The organism is Ensifer meliloti, assembly GCF_030064585.1.
GTDB classification, from domain to species: Bacteria; Pseudomonadota; Alphaproteobacteria; order Rhizobiales; family Rhizobiaceae; genus Sinorhizobium; species Sinorhizobium meliloti.
Genome location: NZ_CP120366.1, coordinates 61,627 through 76,710 on the forward strand (window position 1 = coordinate 61,627; position 15,084 = coordinate 76,710).

The following is a 15,084-nucleotide window of genomic DNA, read 5'->3' on the forward strand; positions in this document are numbered from 1 at the left end:
GGTAGATAGCTCTGTCTGCGGAAACGTCGAGCGGCGGCCCACTACTTGCCAAAATCGCCGAGCTATTCGAGTATACTCGCTGCGCGTTGGCAACGTTGATCAGGGCAAGCCCACCCCGAAATCTGCGACAAGCCGGTCGGCGTCATCGGCGCGCTCAGGGAATTGCAGCAGGGATCCACGAAGTAGGAAGTGGAGCCGCTTCTACTCGTCTTCGAACTCGCTGGGCGACATCTGGGTGCCATGTAGGACACGCAGAATCCGAATCAAATCTGCCAGCACCATATAGGCTGCAAGATAAGGCGTCCTCGGGATGACAAGCTCTCGAGTTCCGGCAATCCGGTCAGGCCGGCCGCTTTCGGAAAAGCCGACGACGTGCAGCGCTGACGATCTCCTCGTTGACGTGGACCGCCGCCTTAAGGACACTCACTTGAGTGCTGTGCTACATCGATCGGATGTTTGGGCCCGCTTGCGCAAGCATCGGCCGTGATTGCGGCAACAGAGCGTATTGAGCTTCGAGCAAGTCGTTGCAGGTCGCCCGTTTGAGCAAGCATTACAAGCTGGGGTCCGGCCCGTTCTCGCCCAAGCGGGAGTTCAGGGCCGTGGACGATGTCAGTTTCACGCTTCGTCGTGGGGAAATCGTCGGCGAGTCCGGTTCGGGCAAATCCAGCCATTGCACGCATGCTAGAGCGGGATGCATTTAGGCGGAATCGGAAAGGGGATTCCTTTTTCTGCGCAAATCAGATTCACCATTCAGGCCGGTGAAGGAGGCCGGCCTTTATGGCGAGACCTTTTTCGAATGATCTTCGGGAACGCGTTGTCGATGCGGTGACGGGCGAGGGCCTATCGTGCCGGGCAGCGGCCAAGCGCTTCGGCATCGGCATCAGCACCGCGATCGATTGGGTGCGGCGGTTTCGCGAGACGGGCAGCGCCGCACCCGGCCAGATGGGTGGGCACAAGCCCCGCAAGCTTTCCGGTCCGCACCGGGCTTGGCTGCTTTGCCGCTGCCGCGAGCGCGACTTCACGCTGCACGGACTTGTCGCCGAGTTGAGCGAGCGCGGCCTGAAGGTGGATTATCGCGCCGTCTGGACCTTCGTGCACGAAGAGGGGTTGAGTTATAAAAAAAGACGCTGGTCGCCAGCGAACGGGAGCGGCCCGACGTCGCCCGCCACCGGGCACGATGGCTGAAGCACTGCCCCGGAATTGATCCCGCCCGCCTCGTTTTCATCGATGAGACCTGGACGAAGACGAACATGGCGCCGCTGCGGGGCTGGGCGCCTCGCGGCGAACGACTGGTGGGCTACGCCCCCTTCGGCCATTGGAACACCATGACCTTTGTCGCCGCACTCAAGGCCGACCGCGTCAGCGCTCCCTTTATCCTCGATGGCCCGATCAATGGCGAACGCTTCCGCATCTATGTCCAGCAAGTTCTGGTGCCGGAACTCAAAGCCGGCGACATCGTCATCCTGGACAATCTCGGCTCCCATAAGGGTCAGGAGATCCGCGCCGCCATCCGTAAGGCCGGCGCCCGCCTGTTCTTTCTGCCGAAATATTCCCCCGATCTCAATCCGATCGAAAAGCTCTTCGCCAAAATCAAGCACTGGTTGCGTGAGGCACAGGCCAGATCACGCGACGCAATCCATGACGAACTGCGCCACATTCTCCAAGCCGTCACCCCACAGGAATGCGCAGCCTACTTCAAAGAGGCGGGATATGAACGGGCTTAAATACATACCGCTCTAACAGGACCTCGCCTTGTGCGGCATTCCGAGGCGCTTTCGGCGCGTCGGCATGGGGCACGGCCGACATCAGCCGGCGGGTATAGGCGTGGCTCGGATTGGTAAAGACGTCCTCGGCCTTGCCGCTCTCCACCACCTTGCCGCCGTTCATTACGATGATCCGATCATCCGCCATGGCCGCGGCCACCTCGAGATCATGGGTGATCATGATCAGAGCCATGCCGGTCTCGCGCTGTAGGTCCCGCAGGAGTTTCAGGATCTGTGCCTGAAGGCCGTCGGTCGTCCGATCGGAGGGTCGGCCGGTTGTCAAAACGCGAATCTAAAGTGTCCTGATTCTGCAAAGTAAGAATGTCACTCTCCGACGTTTTGACGGCGTGGGAGATTGCGGGTCGGATCGATTGCGATGAGCGACCGCGACTGCGAGAAGCCCGGTATTCATCTGATGTTGAGACCGTCAACGCCGGCTATGCCAGCAGCAGTCCGCCGTCCACATGCATGACCTGCCCTGTGATATGGCGTGCTCCGGGTGACAGAAGGAAGGCGACCAATTCTGCCACGTCGATCGGCTCGCCGAGCCTGCCATTCGGTGTCACCGCACGTGCGCTTTCCATTGCTGCTGATGAAGTCGCGGCATGGCCTCCGGTGTCCTTGCGCGTGAAGCCGGGTGCGACGCAGTTTACCGTCACACCCACCGGCGCGAGCTGGGCAGCAAGCGATTTGGCTAGAGCCTCCAACGCAGCCTTGGCGGCACCGGATGCGGGAAAATGCATCCCATTCGTTCCAAAGCCGTGGGCGACGAAGGAACTGACGGCGACCACTCGCCCCTGCATGGATGTTCTCAGGTCCGGCAGAGCGGCGTCGACCAGCCGGAAAAAGGCCATCGGCATCATGTCGAACGCGGTCTGCAGGTCTGCGTCCGTCAGTTGACCGAACGAAGATCGCTGCGCGCGGCCGGCATTCGAAACGATCTGGTCGAGCCCGCCGAAGGCTGCACGCGCCGCCTGGACGAGATGTCCGGGAACGGTCGGATCGGACAGATCTCCGAGTTCCGTGGCAACCTCGGCGCCTCTTGCGCTCACCTCCTTCGCGACTGTCCTTAGTCCTTCCGCATTCGCGCCCGTGTGCAAGAAAAGCCGCATGCCGGGCGTCGCGATGCGCCGCGCGATTGCGGCGCCGATTCCGCTGCCAGCACCGGTAATGAGAATTCTTGGTGCGTCTGTCATGGCATCCTCATGAAAATGCGCGCAAAAGCAGAACAAGAGCTGAAGCCGCCGACACGATGAGGACGATGACTTTCACATGCCCTCGGTCGACGAGTCGTCGTCCCCAGCCCGACAGCAGGAAGCCGAGGAAGGCGAAGGGGAGCATGGTGGCGGCAAGAAGGAGATCGGAGAGGCCGAAACTGCCGGCGACGAAAAGCGCTCCGATCGAGATGATGCCACCGACGACGAAGAAGGCGTTCAGGGTCGCACGCATGCGTGCGCCGCCGGTATTCTGATAAACCATGGCCATGGGCGGAGCCCCGATCGAGGTCAAGGTGCCCATGAACCCCGAAAGGACACCGGCGAGAAAGAGCGAACTGCGCGTCGTGTCGATCCTCAGCCCCGCAAGGCTGAGCGCCACGGCGAAGAGCACGCCGAAGCCGAATACGGCCGCGAAGGCATCTGGGCTTAGCAATTGCAGGCAGAACGCGGCCGCCCCTGCCGCCAGCAGGCGTCCGGTCAGGGAGAAGGCAAGGTCCTGCCGGTTGACGTCGCTCCATTCCCGAACCGTACCGCCGGCGCTCACGGCTATCGCCATTGCCAGCATCGGGCCCGGTACGAAGGCGGGATCGATGATGGCGAGCATCGGCGCTGCGAGCATGTTGAACCCGAAACCGGTGGAACCCTGAACCGCGCCGGCAAGAATGAGCGCAACGGCCGCGGCTATCCCCTGAGGGCTGATCAACAATTCCATCATGCGTGACGATTCCAGCAGGCGGCAAAGTGATCGCCGGTCTTGCGCAGGAGCTGCGGAGCCTCTTCGCGGCACCGATCGGTCGCAAGCGGGCAGCGCGGATGGAAGCGGCAGCCGGTCGGCGGACTGGCGATATCGACGGACTCGCCCGGAGGCACGATGCGCCTCCGGGCGCGCTGGAGCTTCGGATTGGCGACCGGAACCGCAGACAGCAATGCCTCTGTATAGGGATGGATAGGCCGCTGGTAGATGGCGTCGCGCGGCGCGATCTCGACGATCCTCCCCGCATACATGATCGCCACCCGGTGAGAGATGTGCCGCACGATCGCGAGATCATGCGCGATGAAGAGATAGGATATTCCGAGATCGCGCTGCAGGTCCTGCATAAGATTGACGACCTGAGCCCGCACCGAGACGTCGAGGGCGGAGACAGGCTCGTCAGCCACAATGAGCGCGGGCTTCAGCGCCAGGGCCCTGGCGATGCCGATCCGCTGGCGCTGTCCGCCGGAAAAGCTATGCGGATAGCGGTCGGCGGCATCGCCGGGCAGTCCCACGCGCTCCAGCAATTCGGCAACGGCGGCACGCGCCTCCTCTGCGGAAGCGGCGAGGCCGTGGACGATAAGCGGTTCCGCTACGATGCTCGAGACCTTCATGCGCGGATTGAGCGACGTATAGGGATCCTGCAGGACGATCTGCATGCGCGCACGCAGGCGTCGCAGCGGCTCGCCACCGAGATGGGTAATGTCCTCGCCGCCGAAGACAATCCTGCCTTGCGCAGCGGGAATGCGGCGGAGCACCGCACGGCCGACGGTCGTCTTGCCGGAGCCGGATTCGCCTACAAGACCAAGCGTTTCGCCCGGTGCCAGGTCGAAGCTCACATCGCTGACGGCATTGACGCTCCGGCGTTTGCGGAAAAGTCCGCCGGACGAGAGTTCGTAATCGATGGCGAGGCCGGAAACCGAAAGCACGGGGGCGACCGTCATACTGCCTCCCTCCATGCCTGTTCGCCGGCCTTGCGGCAGGCCACTGTGCCCGCACCGACCGCACGGAGAACTTGAGGCCCCCGGCAACCCTCGTCGCCAATCGGACAGCGAGGCAGGAAAGCGCAGCCGGAAGGCGGCTGCAACAGCCCCGGCGGAGCTCCGTCTATCGCCGTCAGCCGCTCCTCGTCGGCATCGAGGCCTGGTGTCGAGCGGATCAGGCCCTGCGTATAGGGATGCGATGGATTCTCGAAAATGGCATCCACCGGACCGGTTTCGACGATCTGCCCCGCATACATGACGGCGACGCGGTGACAAAGGCCTGCGACGATGCCGAGGTCATGGGTGATCAGAACGATCGCCAACCCCATCTTCTCCTGCAACTCCGCCAGAAGCTCCAGAATCTGGGCCTGGATCGTTACGTCCAGGGCCGTTGTCGGTTCGTCGGCGATCAGGAGCTTGGGCTCGCAGGCGATTCCCATGGCAATCATGACGCGCTGTCGCATGCCGCCGGAAAACTCGTGCGGATACTGATCGAGCCTCCGCTCCGCCCCGGAGATGCCGACTGCCGAAAGCAATTCCACCGCCCGACGTCGCGCCGCTCGCCTGCTGGATCCCATGTGAACCTCGATCACCTCGGCGATTTGCGCCCCCACCGTCATCAGCGGATTGAGCGATGTCATCGGGTTCTGAAAGATCATCGTGATCTCCCTGCCCCAGATATCGCGCGCAGCATTGGCGACATCGAACCCGGCGAGTGGCTTTCCCTCCCAGAGAATCTCACCGTCCGAGATGCGCCCCGGGACGTCGATCAGGCCCATGGCCGCCTGTGCCGTCACGCTTTTGCCGGATCCGGATTCGCCGACGATGCCGAGCGTTTCGCCCGGTGCGACGGTCAGGGACACCCCGCGCAGGGCCTGGACGGTCCCGGCGCGCGTATCGAAACAGACATGCAGGTTGTCGATCTCGAGCAGAGGCATGGTCATGCTTCCGCCCTCCGTCGCCCGCGCCGCCGCCTGACCGCCTCGGCGCGCGCAAAGCGTTTCTCCCGTTCCTCGGGGTCGGTCGTTACCCGCAACCAGTTGGCGAAGAGATTGATGGACAGCACTGTCACGACGATCGCAAGGCCCGGAAAGGTCACGAGCCACCACGCGATGAACAGGTAGTCCCGTCCCGAGGCGACGTCGAGCCCCCATGACGTCGCCGGAGGCTGAACGCCGAAGCCGAGAAACGACACCGCTGCTTCCGCCAGCACGATATTGGTGAACTCCAGGATCGCGAGCGTCATCAGCGGCGAGACGATGTTCGGCAGGATATGCCTGAAGATGACCCTTGCAGGACGACAGCCGATCACTTCGGCTGCTTCGACGTAAGGGGTCTGACGGGTCGACGAGACGATGCCGCGCACGAGCCGGGCATAGACCATCCAGTTCGTCACCGACAGGACCGCAACAAGCGTCCAGACGCCTGGCCCCAGAACCGCGACGACGAGGAGGATGAGAAGTATGCCCGGGAAGCTCACCTGAATGTCGACCAGACGCATCAGGATCGAGTCCGTGCGCCCTCCCATGAAGCCTGCCCAAAGGCCGATGACGGTCCCCAGTGTCGCCGCCAGAAGGCAGGTAACGGCGCCGATCGTCAGCGTCGCCCTCGCACCCCAGATGATGCGGGACAGGACGTCGCGGCCGAGATTATCGGTTCCGAGCAAGTGTTCCCAGGTACCGCGCTCCATCCAGACCGGCGGCTTCAGCCGTGCCATGATCGACTGCGCGGCCGGATCGTAAGGTGCGATGAGCGGAGCGAACAGGGCCAGGAACACGATGAGCAGGATGAAGGCGAGGCCGATGGCGGCGGTCTTGTCGTGCCAGAGCTCCGATATCCTTCCGCGCGGCACGCGCGTGCCGACAGGAGTGGGTGAAGCGGCGGAAGCGGAAGCGGCCATCAGTTCAATTCCATCCTCGGATCCACCGCCTTCGACAGGATGTCGAGCGCGATGCCGATCAAGACGATCAGGAAAGCGATGACGAAGACGATGGCCTGCATCAGAAACAGGTCGCCCCGCTGGATCGCCTGCACGGCCGTCAGGCCCAGCCCCGGCCACGCGAACACCGTTTCGACCACAACCGTATAGCCGGAGAGAGTGGCAATCAGTTCCCATCCGGAGATAGAGAGAAAGGGAACCAGGATGTTGCGTAAGGTATGGACGCGCAGAATACGCGTTAGCCCGAGGCCCTTTGCCCTTGCCGTCTTGACATAGGGTTTGTTGAGTTCGTCGATCATTGACGCGCGCACCATCATCGTGAAGCGCGCAAGCGGCGTCAGGGCGAGCGTAAGGGCTGGAAGAACAAGGTGAGCGGCCGTGCCCATGCCGGAGGTCGGCAGCCATCTCAGCGTGACCGCAAAGATCATGATGGCGACGAGACCGAGCCAGAATTGCGGCATCGCGAGCCCGAGAAGGCCGACCGACATGGTCAGCCGATCGACCAGTCCGCCCGGACGCAGAGCCGAAACGGCGCCCAGCGGTATCGAAAGCATGACTGCGGCTCCAAGCCCTGCCGCGATCAACAGCAGCGTGTTCGGCAAGCGCTCGAACACGACTTCGATCGCAGGGCGACGCTGCCAGAGGCTGTTTCCGAAGTCCAGTGTGGCGATGTCCCCGACGAAACGCAGGAACTGCGTGGCGATCGGCTGGTCCAGGCCGATCTGCTGGGCAAAGGCAGCCCTTTGCGCCTCCGTTGCGCTGAGCGGAAGCATCAGCGCAACCGGATCGCCCACCAGTCGGGTCACGACGAAGACGGTCGCTGTCACCCCGAAGACGACGAGCACGCCCTGGAACAGGCGGCGGAGGATGAATTCGAGCATATGAGGCATTCCTGTGGTCGGGGCGACCCTTGCCGCAGAACAGGTCCGCGGCAAGAGTTAATCCACCTGCGGACGACGCTATTCGGTTACCTTCATTTCGCTCACCATCAACTTCGCGTCGACACGTGGCTGCCATTCCATGCGTTCCGACATTCCGTAGATGTCCTGGAGATTGAACAGCGGGACGGTGTAGTTCAGGTCGTGGCCCTTCTTCTGGATATCGTCATAAAGCGCCTTGCGTTTTGCAGTATCCGTTTCGACGCGTGCCGCCTCGATCATGGTGGCCATTTCGGCATCCGAGTTCGATGCCGCTGCACCGTCCTTGTGGTAGATGAAGGACATTTCCCGGTCGGCATCGAGCAGTTCGTTGGAATTGGCGATGAAGATCGCGTCGGGACGCGGCCCGTCGCCCATCAGGCTGTCGAGGTACTGCGAGAATTCCTGGATGTCGGTCGTGACGTTCAGCCCGGTCTCGGCCCAGTAACCCGCGACCGCCTCGATCTGCTCACGGTCCTTCAGCCAGCGGCCGGATTCGCCGACGACCACGAGGGGCTTGCCCTCGGCCCCTGCCTCCTTGATCAGCGCCCGCGCCTTCTCGATGTCATGGGGATAGTGCTCCAGCTTTTCGTTGAAGCCGAAGGCTGCCGGATTGATGTGCGACCCTTTGGCGAGGGTCGCATAGCCCATGAACAGGCCCTCGGCCATGGCCTTGCGGTCGATGGCGAGATTGAGCGCCTCGCGCACCTTCGGGTCCTTCGTAACTTCGTTGTCCGTGCCCAGAACGAAGACGGACGTCTCGAGGCCGGGAACGGCAGCGAACTTCGGCACATTTGTCGTGAACTCCGGCAGGAGGTTTGTGATCACGTCGAATTCGCCGGAAAGCAGGCCGGAAAGGCGCGTGCCCGGCTCCGTCACGAAGCGGTAGGCGACGTCGTCGATCTGCGGTTCCCCGCCCCAGTAGTCCGCGTTTGCAACGAGCTTCAGGTCCGTCCCGCGGTTCCAGCTGTCGAACTTGTACGGGCCGGTTCCGACCGGCGCACCGGCAAGATCGCCGTCCTTGGCATAGCCGGGCGCGATCATCTTCATCCAGTACATGCGCGACGGCAGGATCGGATCCGGGCCTGTGGTGACGAGGTTGACTGTCAGGTCATCGACCTTTTCGGCCGTCTTGATCGTACCGAAATACGCCATCTGTTCGGAATTGTTGGCAGGATCGATGACCCGCGAAACGGATGCAACCACGGCATCGGCATTGAAAGGTTCGCCATTGTGGAACTTGACGCCCTCCCGCAATTTGAACTGCCAGGTCGTGGCGTCGACCTGCTTCGGAGGCTGCGCGGCCAGACCCGGCACGAGTTCGCCGGTCGGCGTCCTTGCCATCAGCGTCTCATAGATGTTGTCGTTGACCTGTCGCTCGCCGCCGTCATCCCTAAGCTGCGGATCGAGCGTCGAAGGCTCCGACCCGATGGCGATGGTGATGGATTGTGCCCATGCTGCCGATGCGGCAAGTGTCGACGCGAGCAACATCACGACGCCGGCAGTCAGTCTCTGTATCTTCTTCATCCAAGTTCCCCTGTTTTTTGTTTCAGATATCACATGGCTCGAGCCGGAAGTTCTAGTTTGAACAGGCAAGGCTCGGGCCGGCCTTCCAGTCCCGGAGGCGTCCTGGCCGCAAACCGCGATGGATCAGCCCTTTCGAAGCTCTCGGCAATGTCGAGCAGCCGATGCTCGGAGCGCGGCACCCCCATGATCTGCACTCCGACCGGCATCCCGTCGCCGCCAAAACCCGCCGGAAAGGCGAGAGCGGGAAAGCCAGTATAATTGGCGACGATATTCGGAATGGGGTCCTTCATGAAATAGAAGGGGTCGACCGACGCAAGCGGCCCCGGCGGCGTGAGTGCGCCGGGGACCAGCAGGCAATCGACGTTCGACATAGCGTCCAGGAGCCTCTTCCTCAAAACAGGGCGCAGACGTTCGGCCAGTCGGAAGTCATGAACCGCTATCCCCTCACCGACAAGCGCGCGAGCCCGGAATATCGCGCCGAACTTGTCCCAGGCCGCACGGACGGAAGCGGCATGCTCCGCAGCAACCTCGCACATCATGAGAACGGTGCCCGGGGCGTGGAAATCCTCCAGCGAAGGAAGCCGGAGCGGCACGATGTCTGCGCCTTCAGACCGGGCGACTTCGATGGCGCCGTCAATAGCCGCCCGCACATCGGGATGTATCAGCCGTCCAACATCCCATTCATTCTCCGGGACGCCGATCCGAAGACCTTTTAGCGACCCGACGAAGGGTGAACCGGGGCTGCGGCCTGCCATGACGTCGAACAGGATGCGGGTATCATCGGCGGTCCGGGCGACCGGGCCCACATGGTCCATCGTGGCCGCGAGGACAGCGATACCGTCGAGCGGCAGCGTATCGTGACCGGGCTTCAGGCCGAAGACGCCACACATCGTGGCCGGAAGCCGGATCGAACCGGCCGTGTCGGTCGCCAGCGATCCGAGACAGAGGCCGGCAGCGACGGTGACGCCGGATCCGCTCGACGAGCCACCGGGAAAGCGGTCAAGATTCCAGGGATTGCGGGCAGGCGGGAAAGGCAGATCGAAAGACGGGCCGCCGAAGGCAAGCTCGTGGCAGTTCGCCTTGCCTAGCACGATCCCACCCGCCGCCTTCATACGGGCAACGACAGTCGCATCGGCAGTGGCCGTGCGCCCTGACCGTGACGCCGAGGCCCCCGCAGAGGGAAGCCCGGCAACATCGGCTGTATCTTTGATGGAGAGCGGTATGCCGACAAGCGCCCCGGCCTCGCCTCCTGCATTCAGATACGTATCGAGATCGTGTGCGGCGTCCAGAGCTGCTTCCGGTGCCGGCACGTTGAACCCGCAAAGTGCATCGTCGTGGGCCACGATCCGGCCAAGGAAATGGGTTGTCACATCAACGGCGGAGATCTCACGTGCCCGGACCATCGCCGCAAGTTTCCTGATCGACAGGTTTTCAAGCGCGGTCATGGCTGCATCTCGTCCTGGGCTAGCCTTTCGGCCACGCGACGCGCACGCAACGTCACGTCATCGAGTATGGCGAGGCCTCGAACAAAATCCGCGATCTCTTCCTCAGAAGCCCCATGAGGCAGCCTGACCTTCGCAATCGCCCTCAACTGCGCCTCGATCTTGCCAGCGTCACTCATTGACCTTCATTTCCCTGACAATAATCTTTGAATCCACCCGCGGCTGCCATTCCATCTTTTCGGACATGCCGTAGATGTCCTGATGGTTCAGAAGCGGGACGTCATAGGCTTCGTCGTGCAGCTTCTTCGTGATCACGGCATAGGCGGCCTTGCGTTTTTCCACGTCGACTTCCGAACGTGCTGCACGGATGGCCTCGCCGAGGGCCTTGTCGCTGTTCGAGGCACCGCCCTGGCCCGGTTCGTAAGCGAAGGCCATTTCACGATCGGCGTCAAAAAGCTCGTTCGAGTTGAGGACAAAGTAGCTGTCGGGCCGGTTGCCCATGTCGAAGATGCGGTCGAGATACACCGAGAATTCGAGGATCTCGACATTCACCTTCAGTCCGACCTCGGTCCAATACGCGGCAACCGCCTCGATCAGCTCCCGGTCCTTCAGCCAGCGCCCCGCCTCGCCGACGAGATCGATCGTCGTTCCGGCCGCGCCCGCTTCCGCGATCAGCTTCTTCGCACCCTGTGGATCGTAAGGCCAGTTTTCCAGACTCTCGTTGTAGCCGAAGGCGCCCGGCAGGACGAGCTGTCCCTTTGTTACCTTCGCGTTGCCGGCAAACAGGCTTTCCGCAAGGGCGTGCCGATCAATTGCCATGTTGAGCGCCCGGCGCACTCGCACATCCTTCACGGCCGGATTGTCCACGCCGAGAATGATGACCGATGTCTCGAGGCCGCTTACCGACTTTGCCTGAGGCACGGAGTCGGCAAATTCGGGAAGCAGATTGACGACAACGTCGAATTCACCGGCGACCAACCCCGATAGCCGCGTGCCTGCCTCGCTGACGAAGCGGTAGGTCACATCATCGATCTGCGGCTCCCCACCCCAGTAATCGGTGTTGGCCGTCATTGTGATACTGTTCCCGCGGTCCCAGGTGCCGAACTTGTAGGGGCCGGTTCCGACCGGCTTCTCCGCGATGGCGGTCGCGTTCTTCGAGTAGGCGGCAGGGACCATCTTCAGCCAATACATCCGGGCCGGCAGGATCGGGTCGGGGGCGGATGTGATGATGCGGACAGTCAGGTCATCGACTTTTTCGGCTCCTGAAAGCGGACCAAGATAGGCCATCTGCTCCGAATTGTTCGCCGGATCTATCACCCGCAGCACCGAAGCGACGACGGCATCGGCGTTGAATGGCTCGCCGTTGTGGAACTTGATGCCTTCACGCAGCTTGAACTGCCAGGTCCTGGCATCCACCTGTGTCGGCGCATCTGCGGCAAGGCCCGGCACGAGATCGCCAGTCGCAGTGCGCGCCATCAGCGCTTCATAAATATTGTCGTTGACCTGTCGCTCACCCCCGTCATCGCGGAGTTGGGGATCGAGGGTCGAAGGCTCCGAGCCGATCGCTACGGTGATCGACTGCGCCCAAGATGTGGACGCGAACAGGACGGCGAGGCCGGCGGCCAAACCCAGTATTCTTGTGTTCATCTGTGTACCCCTCTTATTGGAATTTTTGTTTTGCATCCTCGATCGTAAGGGTAAAAGCGAAGCTCGCGGCGGCGACCCTTTCCTCAACGGGCCTGCAGCGTCATGCCGAGATCTCCTCCATATGCCGTTCTGTCCGTGTGTCGGCGTTCGCGCGAGCTTTTGCGAGCGACGACAGAGCTACGGGCCGCAACGGCCAACGGCAAGCGCCCATTTCGGCGATGCTTGACGGAGAGGCTGTGGGGCGCAGTTCGGACATCAGTGAAAGCGTCCATTCGGAGCAGAAGCGCCCCTGGCAGGCGCCCATGCCGAACCGTCCGTTGAGCCGCAATTCTCGTGCTGAAACGGTGTCCGGCCCCGACAATTGCGCTTTCAGATGGCTGATCGTCCGGTTCTCGCAACGACAGATCACCGTGTCGCCGGGACAATCGTCCAGGATCGGCGCACCGTGGACGGGCGCGAAAAGGCGGGAAAGGCTGGTCTGCAGAGAGCGTAGGCGTCGAATCCCGTTCGGGCCACTGCGCGGCGGGCGCCCTGCCAGCCGCGCCGCAGCTTCGCGGCCCGCTTCGGCTCCATCCGCCTCGGCGGCGTGCGCGCCGAGCACTTCGCGCACATCTCCGGCCCGCAGGATGACGAGGCCTGCCGCGGCATCATTGGCCGGCAGGCCGAAATCGTTCGGACGCAGCCCGTCATGGAGACCGATGCGGTCGACCTCGATCCGCTCCTCCCGCCCGTTTGGCGCGATGAGGCACGCGGTGAGCATATGGCCGGATTGGGTGATCTCAGTCAGGCGCGTGCCGCGGCGCCACACGACGCGGCGGAAGAGGACAGGCATCATCAGGGCAGCCATGTCCGGAAGGATGGATGGATGAGCCAGCAGACGGACACCTGCCAGGGGCCGCGAAGCAGGATCTCCCTCCTCGATGACGGCCACGGGCGGATTGCCGGCTGCCGTCATTTGTGCGGCCAAAGCGAGCAGCAGCGGGCCGCTCCCCGCAAGCAGGATGCGGCCCTCCGGCACGCGGCCCTCCTTCAGCATCACCTGGAGACCGCCTGCCGCGGCGACGCCGGGCAAATGCCAGCCCCGACGCGGTCTTACCCGCTCCACGGCCCCGCAGCTTAAAATCAAGGCGCGCGGCCGGCGTACTTCGACCTTGCCAGCTGCCCGGTCTTCGATCAACACGGCGCCTGTGCTGTCGACGCCGACGAATGCGCGGCGCGTCCGAACATCCACGCCCGAGGCGGAAAGCTCCGCAGACAGGGCCTGCCAGCGGCCCCTAAGTGACGGTAAGACGGCAACGGGGGTTGCGCCTTCGGCCGGCTGGCGATGGATGGCGCCGCCGAGCGCCGGCCTCTGCTCGCAAAGCATCACCGAGAGCCCCGATTTCGCGGCTTCGATCGCCGCCGACACGCCGGCCGGTCCACCGCCGACGACGATGACGTCGGCCTCACGCATCGTCATCCTCCAGCGCCATCACGACCATTCCGTCATAGACCGGTTCGAGGCAGGCCTCGGTTGCGCGCCCATCCACACGGACGAGGCAAGATTGACAGGCACCGATGCCGCAGAAATACCGGGTTGGTGACCCGGCAGGATCCTTTCCGAATCCATGGATGTTCGAACCGGCAAGGGCGGCTGCGATGCTTTCGCCTGCTCGGAACGGCACCTCGGAGCCCCGCCAGAAAAAAGTCCGGACGGCCGTCATGCCGCGATGCTCCTACCGGCGAACCGGCCCGGATCGAACGGCGAAACATCGATCTCCGGCTCCTCCCCCCGAACAAGATCCGCCACGATCCGGCCAGTCAGCGGACCAAGGCAGATGCCGTCTCCTTCAAACCCGGCTGCGACGAAAAGATTGTCGATACCGGGCATCCTGCCGACCATCGGCAGGCCATCGCATATCGCAGTGCGGATCCCGGCGAAGCACCGAAGGATGCGCAAGCGCCCTAGCGCGGGCACCATGTCCCCAGCGGAGGCCGCCAGGTGAGCCACCGCGTCGATATCATTTTCAGGGATGTTGCGGCCCTCCTCCCGTGTCGAGCCGATCAGGAACTGGCCGGTTTCGAGCGGGTCGATGACGACGCCATATCCGCGCTGATCCGCATCGCCCCCTTGCCTCTTGCTGAGGAGATAGCTGCAGGAGAGAAGCGACCCCGGCAGGGCGGCATTCAGGGTGGGTGCCCGCTCGGTCACCAGTTGCTGCCCCCTACGTGGACGCGACACATCGGGAAGTCCTATAAGCCCGCCCGCGCCGCCACCTGCGGCGACGACCACCGCCGAGGCTTCGATCACCGCTTCCCCGACACGAACGCCGCTGACGCGGCCGGATCGTCCGTCGTATTCCAGCGCCGCAACGGGGGAATTGCGCTCCACCTTCAACCCTGCGGCGGAAATCAGGCGCGAAACTATGCTGTAGCCGATCGCGTGCCCCTCGTCTTCGACTTCAAGCACTGCCACCGTCTTTCGGGAGAGCGGGGCCAATCTGTCTGCAGCCATATCCCGGGTGAGCCAAAGCACCGGCGCACCGACCTCGGCGAGAGCTTCCGAATGGTCGGAAAGGACGTCGGCTTCCGCATCGCTCGTCGCAACGAGGAAGGTGGGTCGCCTGTGGAAGAGGCCTTGGAACAACCCCTCCTCCGCGAGTTCTCGATAAAGCGCCGCTCCGGCCCGGGCCATCGTCATCATCGGACCCGGGCGCTTGCTCGCCACCGACACCGCACCATCTGCAGCGCCGGTCGCCCCGCTGGCCGGCGTCGAAGCGTCGAGCAGCCGAACTGGCGTACCCGCGAGCGCGAGAAACGACGCGGTCGCGGCGCCGACAATGCCCGCGCCTATCACAATGACTGGTGGTGAAGAATGCTGCTCGCGCACCTAATCTGAACGCCTTGAAAGGAAGCCTC

Annotated in this window: 15 protein-coding genes and 2 pseudogenes; 2 read left to right on the forward strand and 15 right to left on the reverse strand. The window is 63.2% G+C overall.

The annotated features are described in order from the left end of the window. Positions 1-201: 201 nt before the first annotated feature. Positions 202-415 (reverse strand): annotated as a pseudogene (locus tag PZL22_RS24695) (type II toxin-antitoxin system RelE/ParE family toxin); the annotation flags it as partial. Positions 416-524: 109 nt separating this feature from the next. On the opposite strand from PZL22_RS24695, the pseudogene PZL22_RS31635 reads away from it, so the two are divergent. Continuing rightward, a pseudogene (locus tag PZL22_RS31635) lies at positions 525-690 on the forward strand (ATP-binding cassette domain-containing protein); the annotation flags it as partial. A gap of 87 nt (positions 691-777) precedes the next feature. Further along, positions 778-1,724, forward strand: a protein-coding gene (locus PZL22_RS24700) for an IS630-like element ISRm2011-2 family transposase (protein ID WP_284718761.1) whose coding sequence is annotated in 2 segments (ribosomal slippage) — positions 778-1,117 and positions 1,117-1,724 — 948 coding nt in all. Because the reading frame shifts where the segments join, the coding sequence is not laid out codon by codon here. Here PZL22_RS24700 and PZL22_RS24705 read toward each other — a convergent pair. From PZL22_RS24705 to PZL22_RS24770, 14 genes are all read right to left on the reverse strand, one after another. Further along, positions 1,696-2,046, reverse strand: coding sequence for an ABC transporter ATP-binding protein (locus PZL22_RS24705; RefSeq protein ID WP_088198240.1), 351 nt, complete (start codon positions 2,044-2,046; stop codon positions 1,696-1,698). The two genes, PZL22_RS24700 and PZL22_RS24705, sit on opposite strands and share 29 nt — an antisense overlap. 154 nt (positions 2,047-2,200) lie before the next feature. After that, positions 2,201-2,959, reverse strand: a complete 759-nt coding sequence (locus tag PZL22_RS24710; RefSeq protein WP_003526782.1) for an SDR family NAD(P)-dependent oxidoreductase — start codon at positions 2,957-2,959, stop codon at positions 2,201-2,203. Positions 2,960-2,966: 7 nt separating this feature from the next. Next, on the reverse strand, positions 2,967-3,695 hold the full coding sequence (locus PZL22_RS24715) for a sulfite exporter TauE/SafE family protein (protein ID WP_013845492.1): 729 nt from the start codon (positions 3,693-3,695) through the stop codon (positions 2,967-2,969). Then, positions 3,692-4,675 carry an ABC transporter ATP-binding protein gene (locus PZL22_RS24720; RefSeq protein WP_010967725.1) on the reverse strand — a complete coding sequence of 328 codons (984 nt, stop codon included), beginning with the start codon at positions 4,673-4,675 and terminating at the stop codon, positions 3,692-3,694. The genes PZL22_RS24715 and PZL22_RS24720 overlap by 4 nt, the downstream gene beginning before the upstream one ends. Then, complete coding sequence (locus tag PZL22_RS24725; RefSeq protein ID WP_127634398.1) at positions 4,672-5,658, reverse strand: ABC transporter ATP-binding protein; 987 nt, start codon at positions 5,656-5,658, stop codon at positions 4,672-4,674. Before PZL22_RS24725 ends, PZL22_RS24720 begins: the two co-directional genes overlap by 4 nt. Beyond that, the gene (locus tag PZL22_RS24730; RefSeq protein ID WP_088198243.1) at positions 5,655-6,614 is read right to left on the reverse strand and encodes an ABC transporter permease; all 960 of its coding nucleotides are present in this window, start codon (positions 6,612-6,614) and stop codon (positions 5,655-5,657) included. The genes PZL22_RS24725 and PZL22_RS24730 overlap by 4 nt, the downstream gene beginning before the upstream one ends. Further along, positions 6,614-7,534 (reverse strand): ABC transporter permease, encoded by a 921-nt coding sequence (locus PZL22_RS24735; protein WP_003536990.1) that lies wholly within the window; start codon positions 7,532-7,534, stop codon positions 6,614-6,616. Before PZL22_RS24735 ends, PZL22_RS24730 begins: the two co-directional genes overlap by 1 nt. A gap of 78 nt (positions 7,535-7,612) precedes the next feature. Beyond that, on the reverse strand, positions 7,613-9,097 hold the full coding sequence (locus tag PZL22_RS24740) for an ABC transporter substrate-binding protein (protein ID WP_088198244.1): 1,485 nt from the start codon (positions 9,095-9,097) through the stop codon (positions 7,613-7,615). Positions 9,098-9,126: 29 nt separating this feature from the next. Next, entirely contained in the window at positions 9,127-10,542 is a 1,416-nt protein-coding gene (locus PZL22_RS24745; RefSeq protein ID WP_088198245.1) for an amidase, read from the reverse strand. Continuing rightward, positions 10,539-10,718, reverse strand: a complete 180-nt coding sequence (locus PZL22_RS24750; protein ID WP_003536984.1) for a hypothetical protein — start codon at positions 10,716-10,718, stop codon at positions 10,539-10,541. Before PZL22_RS24750 ends, PZL22_RS24745 begins: the two co-directional genes overlap by 4 nt. Further along, the gene (locus tag PZL22_RS24755) at positions 10,711-12,186 is read right to left on the reverse strand and encodes an ABC transporter substrate-binding protein (RefSeq protein ID WP_017276789.1); all 1,476 of its coding nucleotides are present in this window, start codon (positions 12,184-12,186) and stop codon (positions 10,711-10,713) included. Before PZL22_RS24755 ends, PZL22_RS24750 begins: the two co-directional genes overlap by 8 nt. A 100-nt stretch (positions 12,187-12,286) precedes the next feature. Beyond that, a complete protein-coding gene (locus PZL22_RS24760) occupies positions 12,287-13,639 on the reverse strand; it encodes an NAD(P)/FAD-dependent oxidoreductase (protein WP_164819910.1) in 1,353 nt (450 codons plus the stop codon). Beyond that, a complete protein-coding gene (locus tag PZL22_RS24765; protein WP_003536978.1) occupies positions 13,632-13,889 on the reverse strand; it encodes a 2Fe-2S iron-sulfur cluster-binding protein in 258 nt (85 codons plus the stop codon). Before PZL22_RS24765 ends, PZL22_RS24760 begins: the two co-directional genes overlap by 8 nt. Next, complete coding sequence (locus tag PZL22_RS24770; RefSeq protein ID WP_088201129.1) at positions 13,886-15,055, reverse strand: NAD(P)/FAD-dependent oxidoreductase; 1,170 nt, start codon at positions 15,053-15,055, stop codon at positions 13,886-13,888. The genes PZL22_RS24765 and PZL22_RS24770 overlap by 4 nt, the downstream gene beginning before the upstream one ends. Positions 15,056-15,084: the final 29 nt, after the last annotated feature.